Source organism: Pelagibacterium lacus, assembly GCF_003345525.1.
Taxonomy (GTDB): Bacteria; Pseudomonadota; Alphaproteobacteria; order Rhizobiales; family Devosiaceae; genus Pelagibacterium; species Pelagibacterium lacus.
Genome location: NZ_QQNH01000016.1, coordinates 1 through 21,452 on the forward strand (window position 1 = coordinate 1; position 21,452 = coordinate 21,452).

Annotated in this window: 24 protein-coding genes; 16 read left to right on the forward strand and 8 right to left on the reverse strand. The window is 63.2% G+C overall.

The features are described from left to right. Positions 1-345: 345 nt before the first annotated feature. The 7 genes from DVH29_RS11230 to DVH29_RS11260 are packed head-to-tail and all read left to right on the forward strand — an operon-like array spanning position 346 to position 6,205. Positions 346-747, forward strand: a complete 402-nt coding sequence (locus DVH29_RS11230; RefSeq protein WP_114646275.1) for a hypothetical protein — start codon at positions 346-348, stop codon at positions 745-747. 60 nt (positions 748-807) lie between these two features. Then, positions 808-1,431: a hypothetical protein gene (locus tag DVH29_RS11235; protein WP_147276067.1), complete on the forward strand. Its 624-nt coding sequence runs from the start codon at positions 808-810 to the stop codon at positions 1,429-1,431. Continuing rightward, a complete protein-coding gene (locus tag DVH29_RS11240) occupies positions 1,428-1,838 on the forward strand; it encodes a DUF6950 family protein (protein WP_114646277.1) in 411 nt (136 codons plus the stop codon). Before DVH29_RS11235 ends, DVH29_RS11240 begins: the two co-directional genes overlap by 4 nt. Positions 1,839-1,841: 3 nt before the next feature. Beyond that, the gene (locus DVH29_RS11245; protein WP_114646278.1) at positions 1,842-4,934 is read left to right on the forward strand and encodes a phage tail protein; all 3,093 of its coding nucleotides are present in this window, start codon (positions 1,842-1,844) and stop codon (positions 4,932-4,934) included. Next, entirely contained in the window at positions 4,934-5,260 is a 327-nt protein-coding gene (locus DVH29_RS11250; protein WP_147276068.1) for a hypothetical protein, read from the forward strand. The genes DVH29_RS11245 and DVH29_RS11250 overlap by 1 nt, the downstream gene beginning before the upstream one ends. A gap of 3 nt (positions 5,261-5,263) precedes the next feature. Beyond that, positions 5,264-5,716, forward strand: coding sequence for a hypothetical protein (locus DVH29_RS11255; protein ID WP_114646280.1), 453 nt, complete (start codon positions 5,264-5,266; stop codon positions 5,714-5,716). Beyond that, positions 5,717-6,205 (forward strand): hypothetical protein, encoded by a 489-nt coding sequence (locus tag DVH29_RS11260; RefSeq protein ID WP_114646281.1) that lies wholly within the window; start codon positions 5,717-5,719, stop codon positions 6,203-6,205. A gap of 108 nt (positions 6,206-6,313) precedes the next feature. Here the strand turns inward: DVH29_RS11260 and DVH29_RS11265 are convergent, their stop codons facing one another. Beyond that, on the reverse strand, positions 6,314-6,553 hold the full coding sequence (locus tag DVH29_RS11265; protein ID WP_114646282.1) for a hypothetical protein: 240 nt from the start codon (positions 6,551-6,553) through the stop codon (positions 6,314-6,316). Positions 6,554-6,691: 138 nt separating this feature from the next. Between DVH29_RS11265 and DVH29_RS11270 the strand changes: the two genes are divergently transcribed. From DVH29_RS11270 to DVH29_RS11280, 3 genes are read left to right on the forward strand one after another with little or no spacing between them, the layout of a single operon-like run. Then, positions 6,692-7,360, forward strand: coding sequence for a glycoside hydrolase family 108 protein (locus DVH29_RS11270; protein WP_114646283.1), 669 nt, complete (start codon positions 6,692-6,694; stop codon positions 7,358-7,360). A gap of 12 nt (positions 7,361-7,372) precedes the next feature. Next, positions 7,373-7,654: a hypothetical protein gene (locus DVH29_RS11275; RefSeq protein WP_114646284.1), complete on the forward strand. Its 282-nt coding sequence runs from the start codon at positions 7,373-7,375 to the stop codon at positions 7,652-7,654. Positions 7,655-7,712: 58 nt separating this feature from the next. Continuing rightward, on the forward strand, positions 7,713-8,099 hold the full coding sequence (locus tag DVH29_RS11280) for a hypothetical protein (protein WP_114646285.1): 387 nt from the start codon (positions 7,713-7,715) through the stop codon (positions 8,097-8,099). 27 nt (positions 8,100-8,126) lie between these two features. Here DVH29_RS11280 and DVH29_RS11285 read toward each other — a convergent pair whose 3' ends face one another. From DVH29_RS11285 to DVH29_RS11310, 6 genes are all read right to left on the reverse strand, one after another. Beyond that, positions 8,127-8,327, reverse strand: coding sequence for a hypothetical protein (locus DVH29_RS11285; protein WP_114646286.1), 201 nt, complete (start codon positions 8,325-8,327; stop codon positions 8,127-8,129). A gap of 139 nt (positions 8,328-8,466) precedes the next feature. Next, the gene (locus DVH29_RS11290) at positions 8,467-8,775 is read right to left on the reverse strand and encodes a hypothetical protein (RefSeq protein WP_114646287.1); all 309 of its coding nucleotides are present in this window, start codon (positions 8,773-8,775) and stop codon (positions 8,467-8,469) included. After that, positions 8,772-9,023: a hypothetical protein gene (locus DVH29_RS11295; protein ID WP_114646288.1), complete on the reverse strand. Its 252-nt coding sequence runs from the start codon at positions 9,021-9,023 to the stop codon at positions 8,772-8,774. The genes DVH29_RS11290 and DVH29_RS11295 overlap by 4 nt, the downstream gene beginning before the upstream one ends. 13 nt (positions 9,024-9,036) lie before the next feature. Further along, on the reverse strand, positions 9,037-9,366 hold the full coding sequence (locus DVH29_RS16610; protein ID WP_245944960.1) for a thermonuclease family protein: 330 nt from the start codon (positions 9,364-9,366) through the stop codon (positions 9,037-9,039). A gap of 194 nt (positions 9,367-9,560) precedes the next feature. After that, complete coding sequence (locus DVH29_RS11305; RefSeq protein WP_114646290.1) at positions 9,561-10,217, reverse strand: SOS response-associated peptidase; 657 nt, start codon at positions 10,215-10,217, stop codon at positions 9,561-9,563. Positions 10,218-10,236: 19 nt separating this feature from the next. After that, positions 10,237-10,773: a hypothetical protein gene (locus tag DVH29_RS11310; protein WP_114646291.1), complete on the reverse strand. Its 537-nt coding sequence runs from the start codon at positions 10,771-10,773 to the stop codon at positions 10,237-10,239. A 413-nt stretch (positions 10,774-11,186) separates the two neighbouring features. Here DVH29_RS11310 and DVH29_RS11315 point away from each other — a divergent pair, with 413 nt between their 5' ends. Continuing rightward, entirely contained in the window at positions 11,187-12,356 is a 1,170-nt protein-coding gene (locus DVH29_RS11315; protein ID WP_158541642.1) for a lipid II:glycine glycyltransferase FemX, read from the forward strand. A 21-nt stretch (positions 12,357-12,377) separates the two neighbouring features. Further along, on the forward strand, positions 12,378-13,685 hold the full coding sequence (locus DVH29_RS11320; RefSeq protein ID WP_114646293.1) for a lipopolysaccharide biosynthesis protein: 1,308 nt from the start codon (positions 12,378-12,380) through the stop codon (positions 13,683-13,685). A 4-nt stretch (positions 13,686-13,689) separates the two neighbouring features. Here the strand turns inward: DVH29_RS11320 and DVH29_RS11325 are convergent, their stop codons facing one another. After that, positions 13,690-14,262 carry a GNAT family N-acetyltransferase gene (locus DVH29_RS11325; RefSeq protein WP_114646294.1) on the reverse strand — a complete coding sequence of 191 codons (573 nt, stop codon included), beginning with the start codon at positions 14,260-14,262 and terminating at the stop codon, positions 13,690-13,692. 147 nt (positions 14,263-14,409) lie between these two features. Between DVH29_RS11325 and acs the strand changes: the two genes are divergently transcribed. The 4 genes from acs to DVH29_RS11345 all read left to right on the forward strand — a co-directional run bounded on the left by acs (position 14,410) and on the right by DVH29_RS11345 (position 21,397). Next, positions 14,410-16,356 (forward strand): acetate--CoA ligase, encoded by a 1,947-nt coding sequence (acs, locus tag DVH29_RS11330; RefSeq protein WP_114646295.1) that lies wholly within the window; start codon positions 14,410-14,412, stop codon positions 16,354-16,356. A 163-nt stretch (positions 16,357-16,519) separates the two neighbouring features. Next, a complete protein-coding gene (locus DVH29_RS11335; RefSeq protein ID WP_114646296.1) occupies positions 16,520-19,267 on the forward strand; it encodes an EAL domain-containing protein in 2,748 nt (915 codons plus the stop codon). A gap of 76 nt (positions 19,268-19,343) precedes the next feature. Beyond that, positions 19,344-20,447 carry a glycoside hydrolase family 3 protein gene (locus DVH29_RS11340; protein WP_158541643.1) on the forward strand — a complete coding sequence of 368 codons (1,104 nt, stop codon included), beginning with the start codon at positions 19,344-19,346 and terminating at the stop codon, positions 20,445-20,447. A gap of 146 nt (positions 20,448-20,593) precedes the next feature. After that, positions 20,594-21,397: a UDP-2,3-diacylglucosamine diphosphatase gene (locus DVH29_RS11345; protein WP_114646298.1), complete on the forward strand. Its 804-nt coding sequence runs from the start codon at positions 20,594-20,596 to the stop codon at positions 21,395-21,397. The last annotated feature ends 55 nt before the right edge of the window (positions 21,398-21,452 follow it).

The window sequence follows — 21,452 nt, forward strand, 5'->3', positions numbered from 1 at the left end:
ATAGGTGGACGACTTTTAAGCCGCCCGCAGCAGGACAATCCAGCCGCTACCGTGGACTAATTTTGCACCGCCGTTCTCACTCACGGGGCTTGGAGACCTATCCAAAGACCATACTGAGCTGCGCGTAAATGGTGGGAATTCCGTTCAGTCATCTGACGCAGTCGGTGCTGGCGGCTATGCAAATCAACCGATCCAGGTCGGCAGGGGAGCAAGCGCGTTCGGCGTCGGCCAGCACTTTTTCCACGGCCACATCTACGGCCTGATCGTCCGCGGCGCCCTCACAGACGATCCCGACCTATCCGCCACCGAACACTGGCTGGCCGAAAAGACCGGAGTGGAACTGGCATGAGGATCACCATCGCTTGCCCTGCGGCCTTGATCGAGGACGCCAATAATCTTGCCATGGCTCTTGCCTTCGGCCCCGCAGATGCCCTGACCTTCCGCGAACCGTCATGGCAGGACGCAGACGGTAGTCTCTATTCCGCCGCCTCGCTTGAAGCGACCGACGATTGGGTTGCCGGGGCGCAAACCACTCTGAACCGTCCCGAATGGGATACGGATTATACCGTCAACATGGCGGGCGCGGAGAGGGCGCAGGACGCGTTGTATTTCTGGGTGCCGGACGAAGACGGGCAGGAACCGCCTTTGGCCAGCCCAGGCGCGCTTGTGGCCATTGGTGCTGTGGACGGGCTTGCCGCCCTCGATGCCATGGGGCTGAGCCGGGTGCCGGAGGACGAAGCGGTTTAGCCGCTGACTGACCCTGATCATTTAGCGCCGCCTCCGGGCGGCTTTTTTGTGTGAGATCCCATGAAAACCACTGACCCCTCAGTCGTCGCTCTTTTGCAGGGCGCGGATACGGCCGGTCTGATCGAGGCCGACCTGATCGTCTGGAATGTGAAGGATTTCGACGGCGATCCCGTCGTCAAAGCGTTCTGGACCGAGCACGATACCGAAACCGGCACCGTGACCTCGCCCTTTACGGGCAGTCCGGTCAGCTATCCATTCGTCGGGGCCGGTGCCATTCTTGAGGTCGGTGAGACGCCGCGCACCTCCGATCTCTCGATCCGGCGCAAGTCGATCACCATGTCGGCGATCCATGAAGGCGTCATCGACATGTGGACCGGCCATGACATGCGTCTGGCCCAGGTTGCGGTCTATCAGGCCCTGTTCGATCCCGAGACGCGCAACTTCGTCAGCGCCCTTCTTGAGTTCGTGGGGGAATTGAACGGCGCCCCCAAAGAGGTGCCGGCGGCGGGTGGTGAGGGCGGCATTCGGTTCGATCTGGTGTCCGATACCCGCCAATTGACCCGCACCAACTCGGCCAAGCGATCCGCTGTTCATCAGCGCAAGCGCGACGAGGACGACGCCTTTCATGACGATATCGGCGTGGCCGGCGACTGGAACATCCCGTGGGGGCAGGAGGCAGAATGAGACGCCAGGATTGGCGCAAGCGGATCGGTGAGTATGTCGCCGAACTGCGGGCCGAGCCATACGCTTTCGGCCGCCACGACTGCTGGCTGTTCGTTGCCGGGGCGATCAAGGCCATGACCGGCATCGATCATGCCGAGCCTCACCGGGGGCGGTACACGACGGCGCGCGGCGCGCTGGGCGTGATGAAGCGGGCAGGTGCGACCAACATGGCAGATTTCGCCGGGCTCTATCTGGATGAACCGCTCCACCCTGTCGAGGCCCAGATCGGCGACGTGATGGCCATCCCCACCGATGACACCTTCGGCTTCTCGCTCGGCATTCTCAACGGCGAGCAGGTCCTGGTCGTGACCCCCGCCGGCATTGGCGTCCGGGATCGGGCCGACGCCACGAGAGCATTCAGGGTTTAAACCATGCCTTTTCTTGTTGCACCGATAGCCGGCCTTTTCGGCGGCGGCATTGTCGCGCAATTGCTGGTCGGCACCGCCCTTTATGTCGGCGGCACGCTGCTGGCGCAGGCGCTGGCGCCCAAGCAGAAAGACCCGGGCGTCTCGCTCACCATGCAGATCGGCGGGGACAGCCCGCTGTCGTTCTTCGTTGGCACGGCCGCCACGGCGGGGCATCGGGTATATGCCGGCGCATGGGGCAATGAGGGGCAGACGCCGAACGCCTATTTCGTGGACGTGCTGGAGCTGGCGAACGCGCCGCTCGACGGGCTGAGCAATGTCTATGTGAACGGCGAGCTGGCAACGATCAGGTGGTCGGACCCCCATCCGGATTATGGCTATCCCATCAATCAGGGCCGTAAGGGCGGCAGGGATCATCTCTGGGTCAAGTTCCACGATGGACGCCAGACGGTCGCCGATCCCTATCTCGTATCAAAATTCAGCGGTTCCGAGCGTCCCTATGGCGCCGACCGCATCGGTCTCGGCAACGCCTATGCCGTCGTCACGGTCCGGTACAACCGCGAGCTGTGGAAGTCCGGCGCGCCCAAGATGCTGTTCGAGGTGCGCGGGCTCCGGCTCTACGATATCCGCAAAGATAGCTCGGCAGGCGGCATCGGCACGCATCGGCGCAATAATCCGGCCACATGGGAGTGGACCGACAATCCCTATGTGATCGCCTACAACGTCGCCTTCATGGGTGTCTATGTCGGGTCCGAGTGGCTGTGGGGCCTGCAAAACCTTCCGGCACTGCGCCTGCCGACTTCGGCATGGGTCGCGGCCATGAACGAGGCGGACCGGAGGCTGGCGGCCTGGGATAACCAGAAGCAGTTCACCATCGGCGGCGAGATCACCGTCGACATGGAGCCGGCCGCGGTTCTGGAGGAAATCGCCAAATCCTCCCTGGGGCGGTTCATCGAGAGCGCGGGGTCGTATAAGCCGCGCTGTGGCGCGCCGGGGACGTCTGTCTATTCCTTCGGCGAGGCGGACCTGCTGATCACCGATCCGCGCACTGTGACGCCATTCCCGGGACTGGAAGCGACCCACAACACGGTTGAGGCGTCCTACACGGAGCCCGGAGAAGCCTGGGGCTGGAAGCCGGCGCCGGTCCAGAGCAGCGCCGCCTATATCGCCGCCGATGGCAATCGAACCCTGTCGGCCGGCCTACGCTTCCCCATGGTCAGCCGCAATGAGCAGGTGCAGCGGCTGGCCTATAGTTATCTCGAGGACGGTCGCCGCTTCCGCCAGTTCCGGGCATCGTTCCATCCCATCACCTGGCTGCTCGAGCCTGGCGACGTGATCGATGGCACAATCCTTTCGGAAGGCTATAGCGGCAAGCAGTTCGAAATCCTCGAAATGTCCGGTCGTCGCAGCTTCGTGCAGACCATGACACTGCGCGAGATCGATCCGGCCGATTTCGATCCGCCGGCCGCCGCACGGCAAGAGTGGTCGGTGGGGACGATCCAGACCATATATCCGCCGGCCCAGGTCGTGACCGGCTGGGCAGTCTCGCCTTACGCGCATACGGACAGCGAAAGCCGTGCCCGGCGCCCGGGTATCCAATGCTTCTATCAAGGCGGCATGGACGACATCCGCGATATCAAGATCATGATTCGGCGTTCGGGGGAGGTCGAGCCATTTTTCTCGCAACCCTATCCTTACGACGCGGATAACCTGACCCCCTCGGTGATCATCGTGGGGGAGCTCATCCTGGGCAATGAGCCTTACGAGGTCGCATCGATCTTCGTGCCTTTTTCGCCGCGCGATATGGACATGTCGGACTGGCTGGCGGTGACGACGCCGGATATCCGTGTATCGGAGGGAGACCTTTCCAGCGAGTTACAGGATCTTCTCGGCGACACTCGTCAGTTCCTCGATGTCGATCTCGGCGAGATCCTGGGAGAGATCGGCGACATCGACGAAACGCTAAGCATCGTCGAGGCGCAGGTTGCGGACCTGCTATCGACCCCGGCGTACGATCCAGAACTCGCCTATACCGACGGCCAGATGGTCACATTCGATGGTGGCCTCTATGTCGCCATTCAGGACGCGCCGATTGGCGTCACGCCGGCCAATGCCGCCTATTGGCAGAAGGTCGGCGACTACGAAAGCCTCGGAGAAGCTGTCGCCGCCATTGGCAGTACGCTCAACTCCGAGGTCTTCCGCATCGACGGTGTGCTTGAGGCCCAATCTACTGCTATCACTTCGCTGGGCACGGTGATCGAGGGCAAGGCCGATGCGGCCGCGCTCAACAGCCTCAGCCTGACGGTCTCCGAGCAAGGCGACGATATCGTTTCGCAAGGGCAGGCAATCACCGGTCTCAGTAACGCCCTGGCTGACAAGGCCGATGCCTCGGCGGTTCAGTCCCTCGCCACGACGGTGTCTGACCAAGGTGATGCCATTGAGGCGCAGGGCACAGCGATCACCGGCGTCCAGTCGGCGCTTGGTGGCAAAGCTGACGCCTCGGCATTGAGCAGCCTCGCGACGACCGTCTCCGATCAGGGCGATACTATCGAAGCGCAAGGCCTGGCGATCACTGAAGTGCAATCGGACCTGGCTGACAAAGCCGATGCCTCTGCGCTCAGCGGTTTGTCGGCCACAGTCAGCCAGCAGGGCGACGATCTCACGGCGGTAAGCGAGGGGTTCCAGGATCTGTCCGCCCTGGTGGATGACGTAGAGTCCTCGGTTGCGGTTGTCGCCAAGGCCGAAGCGAGCCCGGGCGGAGGCGTCTCTCAGTTCGCGGTGCAAGTGAAGATAGATGGGCCGAATACCTTCTCGCCGGGCATCTTCACCATCCGTGCAACCCCGACCATGTCCGAGGCCCTTTTCGGGGTGGATCGGTTTAGCATCGTCGACAGCTTAGGCAATGTTCTGGGCGTATTCGCGAGTGACGGGCAATTGCAGTATGCCCGTATCCCCATAATCCAGGCCGATAAAATCGATGCCGCGTCGATCTTCGCCGTCAACGCCAACATCACCGGCACGCTGCAGGTCGGTACGGGCGCTACCGGCGTGTTCCTCCAAGGCCCCAACAACCGGATATTGATCGTGGACGGCACCTGATGGCGAACAGAGTGGTGATGGACGCCAACGGCCTCAAGGTCAGTAAGCCAGGCGTCGACGTCCTGACGGCAAGCATGGCCGACCTGCTGCTCGATTCCAACGCCCAGATGCTGCAGGTGCTCGACAGCGGCGTGTTTGCAGGGGTGCCGCAAAACGCGACGAGAACAGTCACCCTGCCGGATCTCGGCTTCGTGCCGCTTGTCTATTTCTATCCGGCGAGCGGTTTCATTCGAGCGACATTTTCGGGAAACACCGTTGAGTTTTTCTCGGAAACAGCGGGCACCTGGAGCGTCTATTGGGCGATCTTCAACGTGCCGCGGGGGTAGAGCATGGCCAATCGGGTTCTTCTGGATGCCAGCGGGCTCAAGGTGAGCAAGCCCGGGGTCGATGTTCTGACCATGGGCGCTCTCGGCAAGGACGTGGCGTTCAATTCAGACTGGCTGGCCTCGTCGCGCATACTGCTCACCGGGTCTGTAAACGTCCCTAACGGCACCGGGATCGTTACCGAGAACTACGGCTTCACGCTTCCCTTCGTTCCCGTCATCTTGATGATGGGTCGGGCGCGGGCGTTCAACTCTCGCTGGTACAATATGCAGAACGTCACCGAATCCTCGTCTTTCATCAACCACTCGAATGGGTCGAATAAAACGGCTGCGGAGAATTACTTCGGCTTTGCCACCAACCGGCCGCCCTCGGTATCGATCTACAACGACAGGTTCACCTTCGCGCCGGTCGCTCCTTACTTTATCGATCGCATTTCGTACGTCGTTCTGGGCGCTTAGATGGCTATTCGTGCAGTGCTGGACGCCAGCGGACTGAAGATCGGCAAGCCTGGCTTCGACGCCGACGCGACGGCTGAGGCAAACCTGAACTTCAATTCAGATTGGTCTGCGTTCGGTCTGTTTCTCCAGGATACTCACCAGGTCAACTGGCCGAGCGTGCCAACCAATCAGAGAACCGGAACCTACTCCCATGACGTCAACTACGGCGCCGCATTTTCGACGGCGCCGGTGTTCCATGTCGAGGTGGAAATCGGCGGCGTCTGGCGTGTGATTGGCGGGTCTTCAAGCGGCGCGCGGCTTCGTAGGGAGATCCGCATCTATACCGGCGGCACCTGGTCCCGAACGGCTTTCTTCAACTTATCGGTGGGGGCGACAGCAACCGAACTGCAGATCAGGGGTGATTTCGACGTCGGCGGAACCTTTGCCCAGGATCGGTTCCTGCCGCCCAATCTGTTGCTGAGATATACTGTCTTTTCCTACAATTTCTAAGCAGCTTTCGAGTGTCGTAGAGGCGAGCCGCCCCCAGGTCTTGGGGGAGCTGGCAGGGCGGCTCTACGGATGCTCGGGGGGCCGAGCTTCCGATAACGCTGTTACGCGCTAGACATTACAGAAGTGGCGCACTTCCTCGGCCATCTCTACCAGCGTCCCGCTATATCCGTGTGCCCTGCCCAACTCGACGACCTCATAAACGAGGCAGTCGGCGCGCTCTTGCTCGATATCGAAGTGCTCCTGGAATTGCTTTGCCATCGCCTGAGCGAAGCCCTCACCAATGCCGGGGTCGGGTCGGCTCAGATCGACTTGTGCAAAAGCTGGTACTGCCACCACCAGCAGCAGCATGGAGGTCGATAATAAGATACTCGGCTTCATTGGCTCGCTTTCAGCTTTGTGGTTGGCGCGCAGAGCGCGTCTTGGATGGGTACACATCTAGGACGTGTCGGTTCTTGTAATCCTTTGTCACCGAAATAGGAGGCCAATATGGCCCGCGACAATTTCGCGGCCTCGCTTGAGGCTGTGCTGAAACATGAGGGCGGCTATGCCGATCACCCATCGGACCCGGGTGGCGCCACGAATATGGGCATCACCCGCAAGACGCTGGCGGACTGGCGCCGTATCGTGCCCTGGACCAGCCTGCCGAAAAGCGCGGTCAAGGCGCTGACCAAGGGCGAGGCCGGGCAGATTTACAAGGCCCGTTATTGGGACGCGGTGCGCGGTGACGCTCTACCGGCCGGCCTTGATCTGGCCGTCTTCGACTTCGCGGTCAATTCCGGCCCTGATCGGGCGATAAGGATGCTCCAAGCCATTGCTGGCGTGGCGGTCGACGGCGCGATCGGCCCTATTTCTCTCAGGGCCATCGAACGAATTGGCGCCACAGCCGCCATTAATGAGCTGTGCTCGCAGCGGCTCGCCTTTCTGCAGAGACTATCGACCTGGCCGGTATTTGGGAAAGGCTGGGGCAGGCGGGTAGCCGATGTACGAGCGCTGGCGCTCCAGCTGGCTGCTGGCAAGCCCACCGAGCAGCCCAGGCCCGTTCCCGTGCCGAAATCCCCTCCCGACAAGCCCGCGCCGCAGGCCTCGCGCGGCGCCATAATCTTCATCCTCCTTGCGGCCGCCCTCGCAGCGGCCTTTTTCTTTGTCTCCCGCTGAAAGGAAAACACCATGGGCAAGCTGCTCAATCTTCTCACCATGTTCGGCCCGCTCACCGCGGCCAAGTTCTGGTTCTCGCTTGTTATGGCCGGCGTTCATTTCGTCCGCTTGTATTGGGGCATCGACCTGGGCCTCGACGAGGCGACGGCGCTCACCATCATCAATGGCATCTGGGCGGCCGGTGTCTGGCTTCTGCCCAACAAGCGCAGGGATATTCCCGTACTCACCGAAGACGAGGCGCGGGCTCGCGCTGGCGGCTATTCCGGGCCGATTGTGGATCGCTCACGCCGCTAATCTTCGCCGGCCGCGCTTTGGTGCGGCCGCCTCTATCTCTGGACTATGACGGGGCGACATGGCTGACGATTCCACCCAACGCGATATCGGTCGCATCGAAGGTCGCCTCGACGGCATCGATGACCAGCTCGCGGCCATCCATCAGCTTCTCAAAGAGCAGAACGTCGCCTCAAGCGAAAGCCGCAAGGCGCTCTATGAGCGGGTAGGGGCCATCGAGACGGACATCAAGATCAGTGCCGGTATCGACGCGCAGGTCCGCGAACGCCTCGACGCCTTCGATGTGAAGCTCACCGACGAGGTGATGCCGACCATCAATGAGGTCCGGCGCTGGAAGGTGGCCGGGGTGACAGTGATCACCATGGCTGGTTTTGCCGGGGCGTCGATTGCGGGCGTGGTCGTATGGGCTTGGGACGTTATCGTGCAGAAGTGGAGCGGAGGGCCGTGACGGCGCAACGGGAAGCTGCTGAGCGTGTCAACGGCCGCTGCTGGCGGGGTGCAAGCGCACAACGTTCTCCGGCGAACCTTTTTGCCCCATCCCGTGATAGAGTTCTTGCAGCCGCTCTTCGGCCAGATCAAACAGCATTGCTATTTCGTCATCGTGCCAGACTTCGCCTGAGATTATGGCCCGGGCCTGTTCGACTTTTTCCATCGCGATGCGATATGCGCTGAGCATCCAATTCCTCCATATGCTGCCTCTGGTGGGAGGAATCGCGAGCGAGAGATATGGTTGAGGGTATGGGGGTGAAGTGGTTTGCGGCAGGTAGCGCAATTCCATCGCATTTGCATAAAAAGGGGGGCGACCGCATGGCGACTTATTCCGTATCCGGCACTGTCCAAAAACTGAACAGCAGCTCTGGCTTCTCATGTTCGCCAATGGGCCGCTCCGCCCCGTAAATTTGCTGCATGTTGCTGATTTCTTCGTGGCCGTTCATCCACAAAAGCCACGAGCCCAGAAGGATGGCGACGATCAGCCCTGCAACGACGACGAATGGATCGGTGCCGCCTACTTCGATGTTCTTTCGGCGTTCAGTAGCGGCACGGTGATCGAGCGGCATGGCAATCGCCTCCTTGATGAGAAGAACGAGTAGTCGTCGCCATAGTTCCTGCCGCTTTTCGGTCACTCCATATCCGGCACCGGCCCGAACCTAAACAGCACCTCGGGCTCCCCGTACTCGCCGAGGTTCGGATCGGCAGTGCGTGACCAGGCGATCACGGCGGGGTAAGCGTTGACCAACGATCCGGCCTCGGTCTTGGCCCGCTGCTCGCTCTGAAACTCACGCGGCTCGAAGGCGGGGCGCAGTCCGCCTTCGCCATCATCTTCGAACGCCATTACGACGATCAGCTTGGCGGGTGTGGTTGGCTTGCTCATCTGCACTCTCCAGTTAACACCAGAACTCATGTCCGTTCGGCCAACGCCGGGCCAGACCCTCGGCAATCAGGATATCGCCCACATCGACGCCGTCGACCTTGATCGTGGCGAGGGTCCGGCCATAGCGATCCGTCCCGAAGGTCTGAACCGAGAACTGGTTGGAGTTCAAGAGTTCCAGCAGGCGGGCGCTGGCACGGTGGGCCAGCGCAATTTCCCGCTCGCCGCCGCAAATGTCGGTATAAGGTTCCGGAGTATCGTAGCTTTCCAGCCGCAAATTCTGGCCGCGCCACCAGATCGTATCGCCATCGACGACGCAGGTGTAGCGCTGGGCACTTCCGCACATTGTGAACTGGTCCGTCGCAACGGCCTGGGCGACGGGTGCAGGACCAGAGCCAGAGCCCCCGATTGCCGCCAGGCCGAGGCCGCCCATCACCAAGACGGCCACAACGCCCATCGAGGGGCGGCGCGATCGACGGCGGGGCCGTAATGAGGGCAGGCGAGGCTTCCGTGGGAGGAGCCGCGGCCGGCGAAAGAGCCTCATGCCGCGCCATCCTCTTTCACGCCCCTGGCAACGATCCGGAGCGACCCATCGGGCAGGGGGCGTTGCAGGTGCTTGGCGTCATCCCATGGCGCCGTGAGCCACATGTCGATCTCGTCGGCATCAGTGAGGATGACCGGCATGGCCTTGGGATGGATCGGCTTCACATCCGCGTTCGGATCGCTGGTGAGGAAGGCGTAGAGATCCGCGGTGACCTCCCCGTCCTTGACCTTTCGCACGCTGGTCCAGCCCGGGACGTGGATGCCGGCAAAGAAGGCGAGGGGCCGGCTTTCGTCGAGCGCAAACCAGATATCGCCGCCGGCCGCCTTGTTGAACTCTGAGAACGAGGTGAACGGCACGACGCAGCGGTTTTCGACGCCGAGCCAGCGCCGCCAGTGAGGGGACGCCGTGTTGCGCACATTGGTGACGCCGGGGTCGCGGTTCTTGCCCTCGAGCACGAACTTCGGCGAGGGCATGCCCCAGCGAGCCATGGCCAGTTCTCGCTCACCGTCCATGTTCCTGACGACCGGCGCTGAATAGTCGGGAAAGATGCCCGACTGCGGCGCGAGGTTGCCGACGCTCTCGGCGATCCGCGTTGCCTTTACAAAGGCGGTGATCGCATCGCGGTTGGATGTGTGGCTATAGAGATTGCACATGGCTGCTCCTTCTCACCCATCACATCTCATTCGAAGTCGTTTGGCGAGAGCGAGTTTTCGTTCCGTATGGCGGCAGGGCCCCATAACCCTTGGCTTGGGCCTCAGCGACAGCCGCCGCCTTCTCCTCCAGGTTGAGGCCGGCCATCATATGCCCCATCCCCATTGAGTTGCGGGTGAAGGCCAGCATGTAGTTGCCGTAAGCTACCATGGCTCGATAAATGTCCTCGGGTCCCCAGCCCTTCCGCAAGGCATCCTGCGCTATCGCCGCCAGCGATCCGCCTAAAGCGTCCTGACACATCGCCGACAAGTCACCGGTCGTGTCTCCAGTTGGAGGGGCACTCACCGTAAGGCGTTCGAGGAACGATTCCCGCTCATCCTCCAGTACCAGCAGTCGCCCCACGGTTTCGGGCAGAAGCTGCAGAAGTGCAGCATGGTCCTGCCATGCCTCTGCGCTCGCCTCACGGTGCCCCTCAGCCCTGCGCCGGGCCATCTCCAGTGCTCGCACGAAATCGCTGGGCTCTCGATTGCCCAGGGCCCACAGGCGTTCCTTTGCCATGGCCGGCTCCTTTCAAAGCGGCAGAGCATAGCGCCGTGAACGGATGCAGAACAAGTGTCAATTACAACGCACCGAAAAGGGGTTTCCAATTCACTATATGTTCCGGGGGTTTCACGGGCTTCTGGTGTGGTCATTGGAAACTGCAAGCCAGGGGTTCCGGGCGGTTTGCCTCTTGTTCGATTACTCTTAATCAGCGGGTCCGAGGTTCGAGCCCTCGTACACCCACCACTTTCTCCTGAAAACCGCTGTTGCCGTCCGGTGGCGAACGCCATCGGATCGCGAAAATCCGACCGGGATTGATTACCCTTCGTTTACCGCCGGAACACTTGGCTGCGCCGGTGCGGTTGCGCGAAAGCATTCGTCAGCATCCATGGCGCTAGGATGGGCGCAAACGCCAAGCCATGGACCGCAGCATGTCACTGACCAGTTCCTCGCCATCGATGGTGGCTTCAGGCCATTCCAGGCCCAAGGCCCGGGGCACGACGGGAGCGCTTGCGCTGCGCTATGTCGATGCGGCGCGATGGGACCGACTGGCCTCGGGCTTTGACGGCATTTGCCAGGAGCAGCTTCATACCTATGCCGCGCGGCGCTGGCCGGGGGTGGACCTCGAGCCGGTCGAATTCGTGTCCGGCGGGGAGGTGGTGGGCGGGGCCCTCGTCATGCTGCAGCGCCTGCCGCTGGGGCTGGCGACCATCGCGCTGGTCAAATGGGGTCCTATCCTCGCCAAGGAAACCGCTCCCAATGCGGCGCGCACCATCGACGAGATGGTTGCCGCCCTGGTCGACGAATATGCCGACCGGCGCGGCATGATGGTCTCCATCATGCCCAAGGTCGAAAAGGGGCCGGGCAATCGCCTGGAAGCCCTGCTGGCGGCGCGGGGGTTCGTGTCGGGAGTGGGGGTCCAATATCCGCAGCGCTATGTGGTCGACCTCGGCGTCGACGACGACACGCGCCTCGCCGGATTCGCGCAGAAATGGCGCTACAATCTTCGCAAGTCGATGAAGGCCGGCCTGCGCTTCGAGCATGCGGGGCCGGAAGAACTCGGGCGCTTTTTCACGCTGTATCGCATGATGAGCGCGCGCAAGATGTTTCCCGACTTTTCCGCCATCGACACGGTGGATGCGCTGATGGCCATGCCCGACGGAACGGCCCGGCCCGAATTGTTCTTCGTCAGCAAGGGCGACGAGACGGTGGCCGGCGGCATCATCTTCACCCGGGGGAGGACGGCCTGCTATCTCTACGGCGCGACGGCCGATTCGGCGCTCGCCCTGCGGGCCGGCTATTTCCTCCACTGGCACGTCATCACCTGGCTGCGCGAGAACAGCACAGCCCAATTCTACGATTTGGGCGGAACGGACGGCTTTGCCGGCCTGCATCAGTTCAAGAGCGGGATGGTCGGCGAGGCGGGCCATATCAGCCCCCTGCCGCCGGTGATGAACTATGCCTCCCATTGGCGGGCGCGGGCGGCCGGCATGCTGGCCTATAAGGCGCGGGAAGGCCTGATGCGGGGCCGCGACCGCATCCTGGTGCTGCGGCTCAACGTGATGCGCCGCCTGCGCCAGCGCGTCGGGCGTGCGGAATAATTCGGCGCGAGAGGAGCGTTCATGTCGCTTGCGGGTAAACTAGCGTCCAAATCGGTAGCGATCTTCGGGCTGCGCATTTTCGGCGCCGGCTTCATCTTTTTCGTCCAGGCGGCGATCTCGCGGGTCTGGGGCGCCGGGGCGCTGGGCGATTTTCTGCTGGTGATCGCCGCGACCAACATCATGGCCGTGATCATGCCGCTGGGGTTCCAGACCGTCAGCACCTATTTCACCGCCGAATATGCCTCGCGCGGCGAAGGCGTGCATTTGCGGCGCTTCGTGCGGCGCTCCTATCTGCATCTGTTCGGGGTTGGTGCGATCGTCCTGGTCGTCGGCTGGCCAATCACCTTCCTGATGGGCGAGGGCGGCACGCATTTGCGCGCCCTATGGGTGCCGACGGCCCTGATCGGCATCGCCTCCGGCATGACCTATGTCAGCGCCACGACCCTTGTGGGCCTGAAGCGTCCCATGGCCGGCTATCTGCCGGACATGCTGTTTCGCCCCGTCCTGACGCTGGCGGCGTTCGCCCTCGTCGCGGTGTTCGTCGCCGGGCCCGACATGGCGCTGATGCTATGGGTTCTGGCCGGCTTCCTGCTGGTTCTCTTTGCTTTACAGACGGTTACGGTGCACCGCGCGGTGAGCGCCGTGCCGGTGGGAGACCAATGGCGGAAGCACGAGCCGCGGCGCTGGTGGCGGTTCGCGACGCCCTGGGTGCTGGTCACCCTGGCCTCGGATTACTTCTTCGATATCAACCTCATCCTCCTGGCCGACCTGCTCGGGCGCGATGAACTGGCGATCTTCGGGGTGAGCACAAGGATCTTTGCGCTGGCTTCGTTCGGCGTTGTAGCCGTTTATGCGCTCACTTTGCCCAACATGTTCGACGCCGAGCGCGATGCCGATCGCGGCGCGTTCGGCAAGCGGATGGGAGAGGCCAATCTGGTCGCCACGGCGCTGGCCGGATTGCTGTTCGTGGGGGTCCTCGTGTTCGGCCCCTATGTGCTGGCTATCTTCGGCGAGGAATTCGCCCAGGGCAGCCTGCCGGTGGCGATCCTCTGCCTCGGCCTCGTGGTGCGGGCCGCCTTCGGACCCGCATCGCTGGTGCTTTCGATGCATGACCGGCCCTGGGCCAGCCTGCCGGCGGTCTGGTTGGGGCTGGGGGCGCTGGTGGTGGGCAATTACCTGCTGGTGCCGCCCTTCGGCCTCATGGGAGCGGCCGTCTCCGCCTTCGTGGCCATATCGCTGTGGTCGGTGTCGCTGTGGCTGATCGCTCTGCGCCGGGTCAATATCGACGTGTCGATCTTCGCCCGCTTCCGCCCCATGGCGGCCGCCTGACCGTTCAGCGGTCCGTCAGCGCCCTGAGCTTGAGCTTGAGGCGCTTGGCGAAGGGCAGGGCAACGCCATTGTCATAGCCCTCGATCGCCTTGGTGAACTTGCGCTCCATGATGAGATAGTCCTCGCCGAAAATATGATCTTCGAGCAGGGCTGTCTCGCGATAGCCGAAGCGTTTCAGAAGGGCGAGCGCCGGACGGTTCTCCGGGCGGGTGAAGGTGGACACCTTGTGGAACCGATTATTGTCGAAATGAGCGATGAAGGCTTCCATGCCGAAGCGGCTGAGCGGCGTCTTGCGATGGGCGGGATAGATCGTTGACCAGTACTGGAAGATCGTCCCGTTGGCCGGTCCGGAGATGGAAAACCCGCCGGTCTCCCCATCGGCCTCGAACAGCATGATGTGCCAGGGGTCGATTTCGAGCAGCGTGCGCAGGAAGGTCTTGTCCAGCCGCGCCTTTTCATAGGCTTTGAAGCGGTCGCCGTAAAAGGGCATGGAGTCGATCAGTTCCATCAGTTCGCGATGGATCGCGTCGATATCGGCATAGGTCGCCGGACGGGAAGTCATCTGCACGTCTGTCATGGCAAATCCCCTCGGATGCCCGGCAGTATGGCGGGCGAGGCCTAAGAAACCGTGAGCGGGGGCGTCCACGAAACCGGAATACCACTCTTGTCCCGCAGGGAAGGGCTGGAGTAAGACAACGGCCAAGGCAGCATAGGAGGATGCACGATGAGTTCCGAAGCCGTTTTTGTTCCCTCGGAGGCCGTCGTCTCCCGAACCCATGTGACTGCCGAGCAATATGGGGCCCAGTACGCCCGCTCGGTTTCCGATCCGGATGGGTTCTGGGGGGAACAGGCGCGGCGCATCGACTGGATCAAGCCCTTCACCAAGGTCAAGAACACCAGCTTCGAATGGCCCGACATCTCGATCAAATGGTTCGAGGATGGTGCGCTCAACGTCGCGGCCAACTGCATCGACCGGCATCTGGCAACCCGCGGCGACCAGACGGCGATCATCTTCGAGCCTGACGATCCCAAAGCCGAGGCGCGGCACATCACCTATCGGCAATTGCACGATGAGGTGTGCCGCTTCGCCAATGTGCTCAAGGGCCTGGGGGTGAAGAAGGGCCATCGGGTAACCATCTACATGCCGATGATTCCCGAGACCGCCTATGCTATGCTGGCCTGCGCGCGGATCGGGGCCATCCACTCGGTGGTGTTCGGCGGGTTCTCCCCCGATGCGCTGGCCGGGCGGATCAATGACTGCGACAGCGCCGTGGTGATCACCGCCGATGAGGGGCGGCGCGGCGGCAAGTCGGTGCCGCTCAAGACCAATGTCGACGTGGCGCTCGAAGACTGCCCCGGGGTGGAAAAGGTGCTGGTGATCCGCAATACCGGCGGCCCCATCGCCATGAAGGGCAGCCGCGACGTCTGGTGGCACGAGGCTGCTGCGGGCGTCGACCCGGTTTGCGATCCCGAGCCGATGAACGCCGAGGACCCGCTGTTCATCCTCTACACCTCGGGCTCGACCGGCAAGCCCAAGGGCGTGCTGCACACCACGGGCGGCTATCTGGTCTATGTGTCCCTGACCCATGAACTGACCTTCGACTATCGCGACGGCGAGATTTATTGGTGCACCGCCGATGTGGGCTGGGTCACCGGGCACAGCTATATCCTCTATGGCCCGCTGGCCAATGGCGCCACCACGCTGATGTTCGAGGGCGTGCCCAGCTACCCCGATGCGGGGCGCTTCTGGGAGGTGGTCGACAAGCACAAGGTCAATATCTTCTATACCGCTCCCACTGCGATCCGCGCCCTGATGGGCGCCGGGGACCAGTTCGTCGAGAGGGCCGATCTCTCCAGCCTGCGGCTGCTCGGTTCGGTGGGCGAGCCGATCAATCCCGAAGCCTGGCTGTGGTATCACCGCAAGGTCGGGCGCGAGCGGTGCGTGGTGATCGATACCTGGTGGCAGACCGAGACGGGGGGCTTCATGATCTCGCCCCTGCCAGGAGCCATCCCCACCAAGCCGGGCTCGGCCACCAAGCCGTTCTTCGGCGTGCAGCCGGCGGTGCTCGACCCCGAAAGCGGCAAGGTGCTGGAGGGGGAGGCCTCGGGGGTGCTGGCCATCGCCGACAGCTGGCCGGGCCAGATGCGCACCATCTGGGGCGACCACCAGCGCTTCAAGGAAACCTATTTCCAGCAATACAAGGGATTCTACTTCACCGGCGACGGCTGCCGCCGCGATGAGGACGGCTATTACTGGATCACCGGCCGGGTCGATGACGTGCTCAACGTCTCGGGGCACAGGCTGGGCACGGCGGAAGTGGAAAGCGCCCTGGTGGCCCATCCCAAGGTCTCCGAAGCGGCGGTGGTCGGTTTCCCGCACGAGATCAAGGGGCAGGGCATCTATTGCTATGTGACGCTGATGGCCGACGAGCCGGCGTCCGATGAGCTTGCCGCCGAATTGCGCAACTGGGTGCGCAAGGAGATCGGGCCGATCGCCAGCCCCGACTGCATCCAGTTCGCGCCCGGCCTTCCCAAGACCCGCTCGGGCAAGATCATGCGCCGCATCCTGCGCAAGGTGGCCGAGAACGATTACGGCTCGCTGGGCGATACTTCGACCCTGGCCGATCCGGCCGTGGTCGACGATCTCATCGCAAACCGGAAAAACCGTTAGAACGGCTGTCTCTGCGGGCGGAGCGGCCATGGCGGCCCCGCCCGTCTTTACCAGATATTCAGGCCAGTTCGGCTAGCGTCGCAGAGGAGTCGGTCACTTCTGCGGCCGTATTCCAAGGCGAGGTTGTCCTCTAAGGACAGCCCGAACCGGGGCGACTGGGCTGGTGACGCGGACATTGCAAATCGCCGTTCTTGCCGCCGTATGCGTCTTCAGTCTCTGGGGCGTTGCGGGGGGCTGGTTCGCGCCGCTCGACGGCGCCCTGCGCGACATGCGCTTCAACCTGACCTCGCGCCCGGCCAGCGGTGAGATCGTCTTCATCGATGTCGGCGCCGGCGGCATGCAGGCCCGTTCGGCGCGCGATGCCTCGCAAGGACAACTGGCCCGGGCGATCGACATCATGGTCGCGCAAGGGGCCACGACGATCATATTGGACATTCCCGCTCTGGACATCGAAACCGGGCAGGGCGGGCAGCGGCTGCTCGCATCCCTCGCCGCTGCCGAGGGACGGGTGCACACCGTCGCGGTGCAGCGCGAAGCCGCCGATGGCACGCAAAGGCTCGTATTGCCCGACGACCGGGCCGCGGCCCTCGCCACGCCCGTGGCGGTGGATGCCACCACAGCGGCGGGACCGGGCCTTGAGCGCTACAGCACGCGCATGCTCAGCGATGGCTGGGTGATCAGCTCCATGGCGACGGCGCTCAATCCGCAATATCAGATCCTCGGCCCCCAGACCTTCCTCGTCGATTTTTCCATCGACCTGTCGAGCGTGCCGCGCATTGCCCTCGCCGACGTCACGAGCGGCCGCTTAGCGCCCGAGGCCTTTCTCGGACGGCAGGTCGTTGTCGGTCATCCCAGCTACGACCAGCAATCGAGCCATGCGGCACCGCGCTATGGCGTGCTGTCCACCCCGGCGATGCAATTGCTGGCGGCGGAAACCATCCGCCAGGAGCGCATGCTGCGGGACATGAGCGCGGCGGCAACCGGGGCGATCATCATCCTGGGAGCGCTGGTCTTCATCCTGTTGCGCCCAAGGATGGCGCTGCAATCGGCGATCCTGGGATCGGCGGCCTATGCCGGCGTCATCGAGTTCACCGCCCTGGTGCTGCAGGTGCATTCGGCGCTGCTGCTCGACACCGCCGGCGTCCATATCGCCCAGCTCGGCTTTATCGTCGCTGCCTTCTGGCATGAGCTGGAGGATCGGGGGCGCTCGCTCGACCATGCCGCGCAGGAACGCGATTCCATACGCGGCCTGCTCGAACGGGTGGTGGCCGACAATTTCGACGGCGTGGTGGTCATCGACCGCAGCGGAACCATCCGGGCGGCCAGCAAACTCGCCGAGACCCTGATCGGGCCGAACCTCATCGGCAGCCGCTATGAGGCGGTCTTGCCCGAGGCCTTCCGCCGCGCCCTCGAGGGGGCGATCGGCAGCGGGCTGGCCATGGACGAGGTGGCCGAGATGATCATTCCCTGCAACGGGGTGGATCGCGTCATCGAATTCGTCGTCACGCTGTCCGAGGTCGACGGCGCCGACCAGTCTGCCATCGGCCGGGTCGCCTGCCTCACCTTCCGCGATGTCTCCGAGCGCAAGAGCGCCGCCGATCGTCTCGCCTATCTGGCCGAACACGATCCGCTGACCGGCGCAGCCTCGCGCGTCAAGCTGGTGAAGGATCTGAGCGCCCTGCTCAGCCTGCCAACGGAACGGGCCAAAGGCGCCAGCGTGTTCCTGATCGGGCTCTCCCGCCTCAAGACCGTCAACGACACGCTCGGCCATGCCTATGGTGATGCGCTGCTCAAGCAGGTGGTCGCGCGGCTGGGACTGATGGGGCCCTTGTGCGTGGCGAGGCTTGAGGGCAATGCCTTCGCGGTGCTGCGGCCGGGCCTGGTGGGCAGCGCGGAGGGCGCCAAGTTCGCCGACCGGCTCATTGAGGAAATCGCTCGTCCCTATCATCTCGACGGCCATCACGCGATCGTCGGTGCGCGCGTCGGGATGAGCGATTCGGACCTGTCCGGCTTCAATCCCGAAGCCATCATCACCCATGCCAATCTTGCTCTGTCCATCGCCAGCGACCAGCCCGGCAATACGGCGACGGCTTTCGCCGCCAATATGGACACCCGCATCAAGATCAAGCAGGACATGGAAGTGGCCCTGCGGGCGGCGCTCTCCAATGGTGAGTTCCGCGTGCACTACCAGCCGCAGGTCGATCTCGAAACCCGCCGGATCGTCGGCGTCGAAGCCCTGGCGCGCTGGGTGCATCCGCAATTGGGCAATGTCCCGCCGGCCGAATTCATCCCAGTCGCCGAGCATACCGGGCTGATCATCGACCTGGGACGTTGGATATTGCGCACGGCGACGCGCGAAGTGGCCGGTTGGGCGACCCCGCTGCGCGTTTCGGTCAATATCTCGCCCATGCAGTTCGATTTCGGCGACATCGTCGGCGATCTCCGCGCGGCGCTGGAGCAATCGGGACTGCCGCCGGGACGGCTCTGCGTGGAAATCACCGAAAGCCTGCTGGTGGCGGAAACCTCCAATGCAACCGAGAAGCTGGCGCAGATGCGCGCCATGGGCGTGAGCGTCGCCCTGGACGATTTCGGAACCGGCTATTCCTCGCTGAGCTATCTCGGGCGTCTGCCGGTGGATACGATCAAGATCGACCAGAGCTTCGTGCGCGGCCTGCCCGAGGATCTCGAGGCCTCGGCCATCGTCCGCACGGTGCTGATGCTGTCGGAATCGCTGGGCAAGCACGTCATCGCCGAGGGCATCGAGACCCAGGACCAGGCCTGGCTGCTGCGGCTGGCCGGATGCAGGACGGGGCAGGGGTTCCTTTTCGCCCGCCCGGGCCCGGCCGAGGAGATCGTCGCCATCCTCGACGATGAGGAAGCCGACCGGCTGGCGCGGGACCTGCGGAGCTGATTTCGGCCACACTGGCCGGCGAGAGTTTGGAGCAGTCGCAGAATCGCGCCATTCTGGCCCTCCAGACACCGATTGGATGAGCATGCGTATATACCGGCGGTTTCTCCTCGCCCTGGTCCTGATCATCGCCCCCGGCGGCCTCCACGCCCAGAGCATCGAGGACATGGCGGGCCAGATGATCATGCTGGGCTTTAATGGCGATGCGGTCACCGATGCCGGCGTGCGCGCCGTGCGCGAGCAGATCGGGCGCGGCGAGATCGGCGGGGTCATGTATCTGCGCACCAATGTCGCCAGCCTTCCGGCCATCCGGTCGATCAATGGCGCGCTGGTTGCGGCGCGGCCCTGGCTGCCGCCCTTCATCGCGCTGGATCAGGAGGGCGGGCAGATCGAACGCCTGACCCGGGCCGTGGGCTTTGCGGAAATCCCATCGGCGGCGGCGGTGGCCCGGCAGGGACCCGAGGCGGCGCGTGCGATCTATGCCGAATTGGGACGAAACCTGGCAAGAGAAGGGTTCAACGTCAATTTCGGCCCTGTGGTCGATCTCGACCTCAATCCCGCCAACCCGATCATCGCCCGATATGAGCGCGCCTATGGCAGCGATGCGGAGACGGTGACCGCCTTCGCGCGAGCCTTTATCGAGGGGCATCACGCGGCCGGCATGGGCACGGCGCTCAAGCATTTCCCGGGACATGGATCGAGTACCGGCGACACCCATGACGGCTTCGTGGACGTGACCGAGGTGTGGCAGGAAAGCGAGCTCGATCCCTATCGCGCGCTGATTGGAGCCGGGCTGGCGGACATGATCATGGTGGCCCATCTCTTCAACGCCGAGTGGCAGGATGGAGATGCCCTGCAACTGCCGGCCAGCCTGTCGCCGCACTGGATTGCCGGAGTGCTGCGCGGCGAGCTTGGCTTCGAGGGCGTGGTAATCAGCGACGATCTGGAGATGGGCGCCATCCGCTCGCGATTCGACCTCGAAGAGACCGTGGTGCGCGCCGTGGCGGCCGGAAACGACATATTGCTGTTTTCCAACACCGTCGCCTACGACCCGGAACTCGGTACGGAAATCCATGCGATCCTGGTCGAGAAGGCGGGTGAGGACCCCCGGTTTGCCAGCCTGATCGAGGCCAGCTACGGGCGGATCATTGCCCTCAAGCGCCGGCTGGGGATCATGCCGTAACCGGGGGGACGGGCCGCACCTGTTTCCCATTGGCCACATTGCCAGGCCGAATGCCGTGGGAAGCGGGAAACGGTTTTGTCTTGCTCCCTGGCCTCGTCTAGTGTGCGACCACCGAGCTTGAGCGAGCAGATAAGGGCGCCGAGTTAATGGAAGACACCAGGCCGGTTCGGCATGTGAGGGCGTTGTTCATCAGCGATGTCCATCTCGGCATGCAAACCATCCAGGTCGAAGAACTGCTCAAGTTTCTCGCACTCCACGATGCGGATACGATCTACATCGTTGGCGATCTGATCGATGGCTGGCGGTTGCAGAAAGAGTGGAACTGGCCACCCGAATATGACGCCCTGGCCAACCTGCTGTTCGCCAAGGCCCGGGCCGGCGCGCGCCTGGTCTACCTCCCCGGCAATCACGACGAGTTCCTGCGCGACTATCTGGGCACCTATTTCGGCGGCGTGGAGATCGTCGACCGCATGGTGCACATCACCGCGGACGGCAAGCGCTATCTGGTGATCCATGGCGACCAGTTCGACGTGGTGGTGGCCAATGCCAAATGGCTCGCCCATATCGGGGACTGGGCGTATAATTTCGCCCTCACCGTCAACGTGCCCGTCAACTGGATCCGCCGCCGGCTGGGCCTCTCCTACTGGTCGCTGTCGGCCTGGGCCAAACGCAAGGTCAAGAACGCCGTCAGCGTGATGGGCCGGTTTGAGCAGGCGCTATCGCTCGAGGCGCGCAATACCGAGGTGGACGGCGTGATCTGCGGCCATATCCACCACGCGACCATGCACCACAAGTTCGGAATCCACTACATCAATTCCGGCGACTGGGTAGAAAGCTGCACGGCCATCGTCGAGGAACATGACGGCGCGTTCGAGTTGATCCGCTGGAAGGACATGAGCGCCCCGCCGCGCAAGCGCCGCGGATTGGGGCGATTGCGCGCGACCCAATAGGAAGCGGCACCCGGAACGAAAAAAGGCGACCCATCGGCCGCCTTTCCTGTGTTTG

Bases quoted from the DNA above. Each gene is read 5' to 3' on its own strand.
- DVH29_RS11315 (WP_158541642.1), top strand. From the start codon at position 11,187: ATGTCACTGACCAGTTCCTCGCCATCGATGGTGGCTTCAGGCCATTCC.
- DVH29_RS11345 (WP_114646298.1), top strand. From the start codon at position 20,594: ATGGAAGACACCAGGCCGGTTCGGCATGTGAGGGCGTTGTTCATCAGC.
- DVH29_RS11230 (WP_114646275.1), top strand. From the start codon at position 346: ATGAGGATCACCATCGCTTGCCCTGCGGCCTTGATCGAGGACGCCAAT.
- DVH29_RS11235 (WP_147276067.1), top strand. From the start codon at position 808: ATGAAAACCACTGACCCCTCAGTCGTCGCTCTTTTGCAGGGCGCGGAT.
- DVH29_RS11270 (WP_114646283.1), top strand. From the start codon at position 6,692: ATGGCCCGCGACAATTTCGCGGCCTCGCTTGAGGCTGTGCTGAAACAT.
- DVH29_RS11325 (WP_114646294.1), bottom strand. From the start codon at position 14,262: ATGACAGACGTGCAGATGACTTCCCGTCCGGCGACCTATGCCGATATC.
- DVH29_RS11280 (WP_114646285.1), top strand. From the start codon at position 7,713: ATGGCTGACGATTCCACCCAACGCGATATCGGTCGCATCGAAGGTCGC.
- DVH29_RS11310 (WP_114646291.1), bottom strand. From the start codon at position 10,773: ATGGCAAAGGAACGCCTGTGGGCCCTGGGCAATCGAGAGCCCAGCGAT.
- DVH29_RS11255 (WP_114646280.1), top strand. From the start codon at position 5,264: ATGGCCAATCGGGTTCTTCTGGATGCCAGCGGGCTCAAGGTGAGCAAG.
- DVH29_RS11305 (WP_114646290.1), bottom strand. From the start codon at position 10,217: ATGTGCAATCTCTATAGCCACACATCCAACCGCGATGCGATCACCGCC.
- DVH29_RS11340 (WP_158541643.1), top strand. From the start codon at position 19,344: ATGAGCATGCGTATATACCGGCGGTTTCTCCTCGCCCTGGTCCTGATC.
- DVH29_RS11240 (WP_114646277.1), top strand. From the start codon at position 1,428: ATGAGACGCCAGGATTGGCGCAAGCGGATCGGTGAGTATGTCGCCGAA.
- DVH29_RS11265 (WP_114646282.1), bottom strand. From the start codon at position 6,553: ATGCTGCTGCTGGTGGTGGCAGTACCAGCTTTTGCACAAGTCGATCTG.
- acs (WP_114646295.1), top strand. From the start codon at position 14,410: ATGAGTTCCGAAGCCGTTTTTGTTCCCTCGGAGGCCGTCGTCTCCCGA.
- DVH29_RS16610 (WP_245944960.1), bottom strand. From the start codon at position 9,366: ATGTGCGGAAGTGCCCAGCGCTACACCTGCGTCGTCGATGGCGATACG.
- DVH29_RS11260 (WP_114646281.1), top strand. From the start codon at position 5,717: ATGGCTATTCGTGCAGTGCTGGACGCCAGCGGACTGAAGATCGGCAAG.
- DVH29_RS11250 (WP_147276068.1), top strand. From the start codon at position 4,934: ATGGCGAACAGAGTGGTGATGGACGCCAACGGCCTCAAGGTCAGTAAG.
- DVH29_RS11320 (WP_114646293.1), top strand. From the start codon at position 12,378: ATGTCGCTTGCGGGTAAACTAGCGTCCAAATCGGTAGCGATCTTCGGG.
- DVH29_RS11275 (WP_114646284.1), top strand. From the start codon at position 7,373: ATGGGCAAGCTGCTCAATCTTCTCACCATGTTCGGCCCGCTCACCGCG.
- DVH29_RS11245 (WP_114646278.1), top strand. From the start codon at position 1,842: ATGCCTTTTCTTGTTGCACCGATAGCCGGCCTTTTCGGCGGCGGCATT.
- DVH29_RS11285 (WP_114646286.1), bottom strand. From the start codon at position 8,327: ATGCTCAGCGCATATCGCATCGCGATGGAAAAAGTCGAACAGGCCCGG.
- DVH29_RS11295 (WP_114646288.1), bottom strand. From the start codon at position 9,023: ATGAGCAAGCCAACCACACCCGCCAAGCTGATCGTCGTAATGGCGTTC.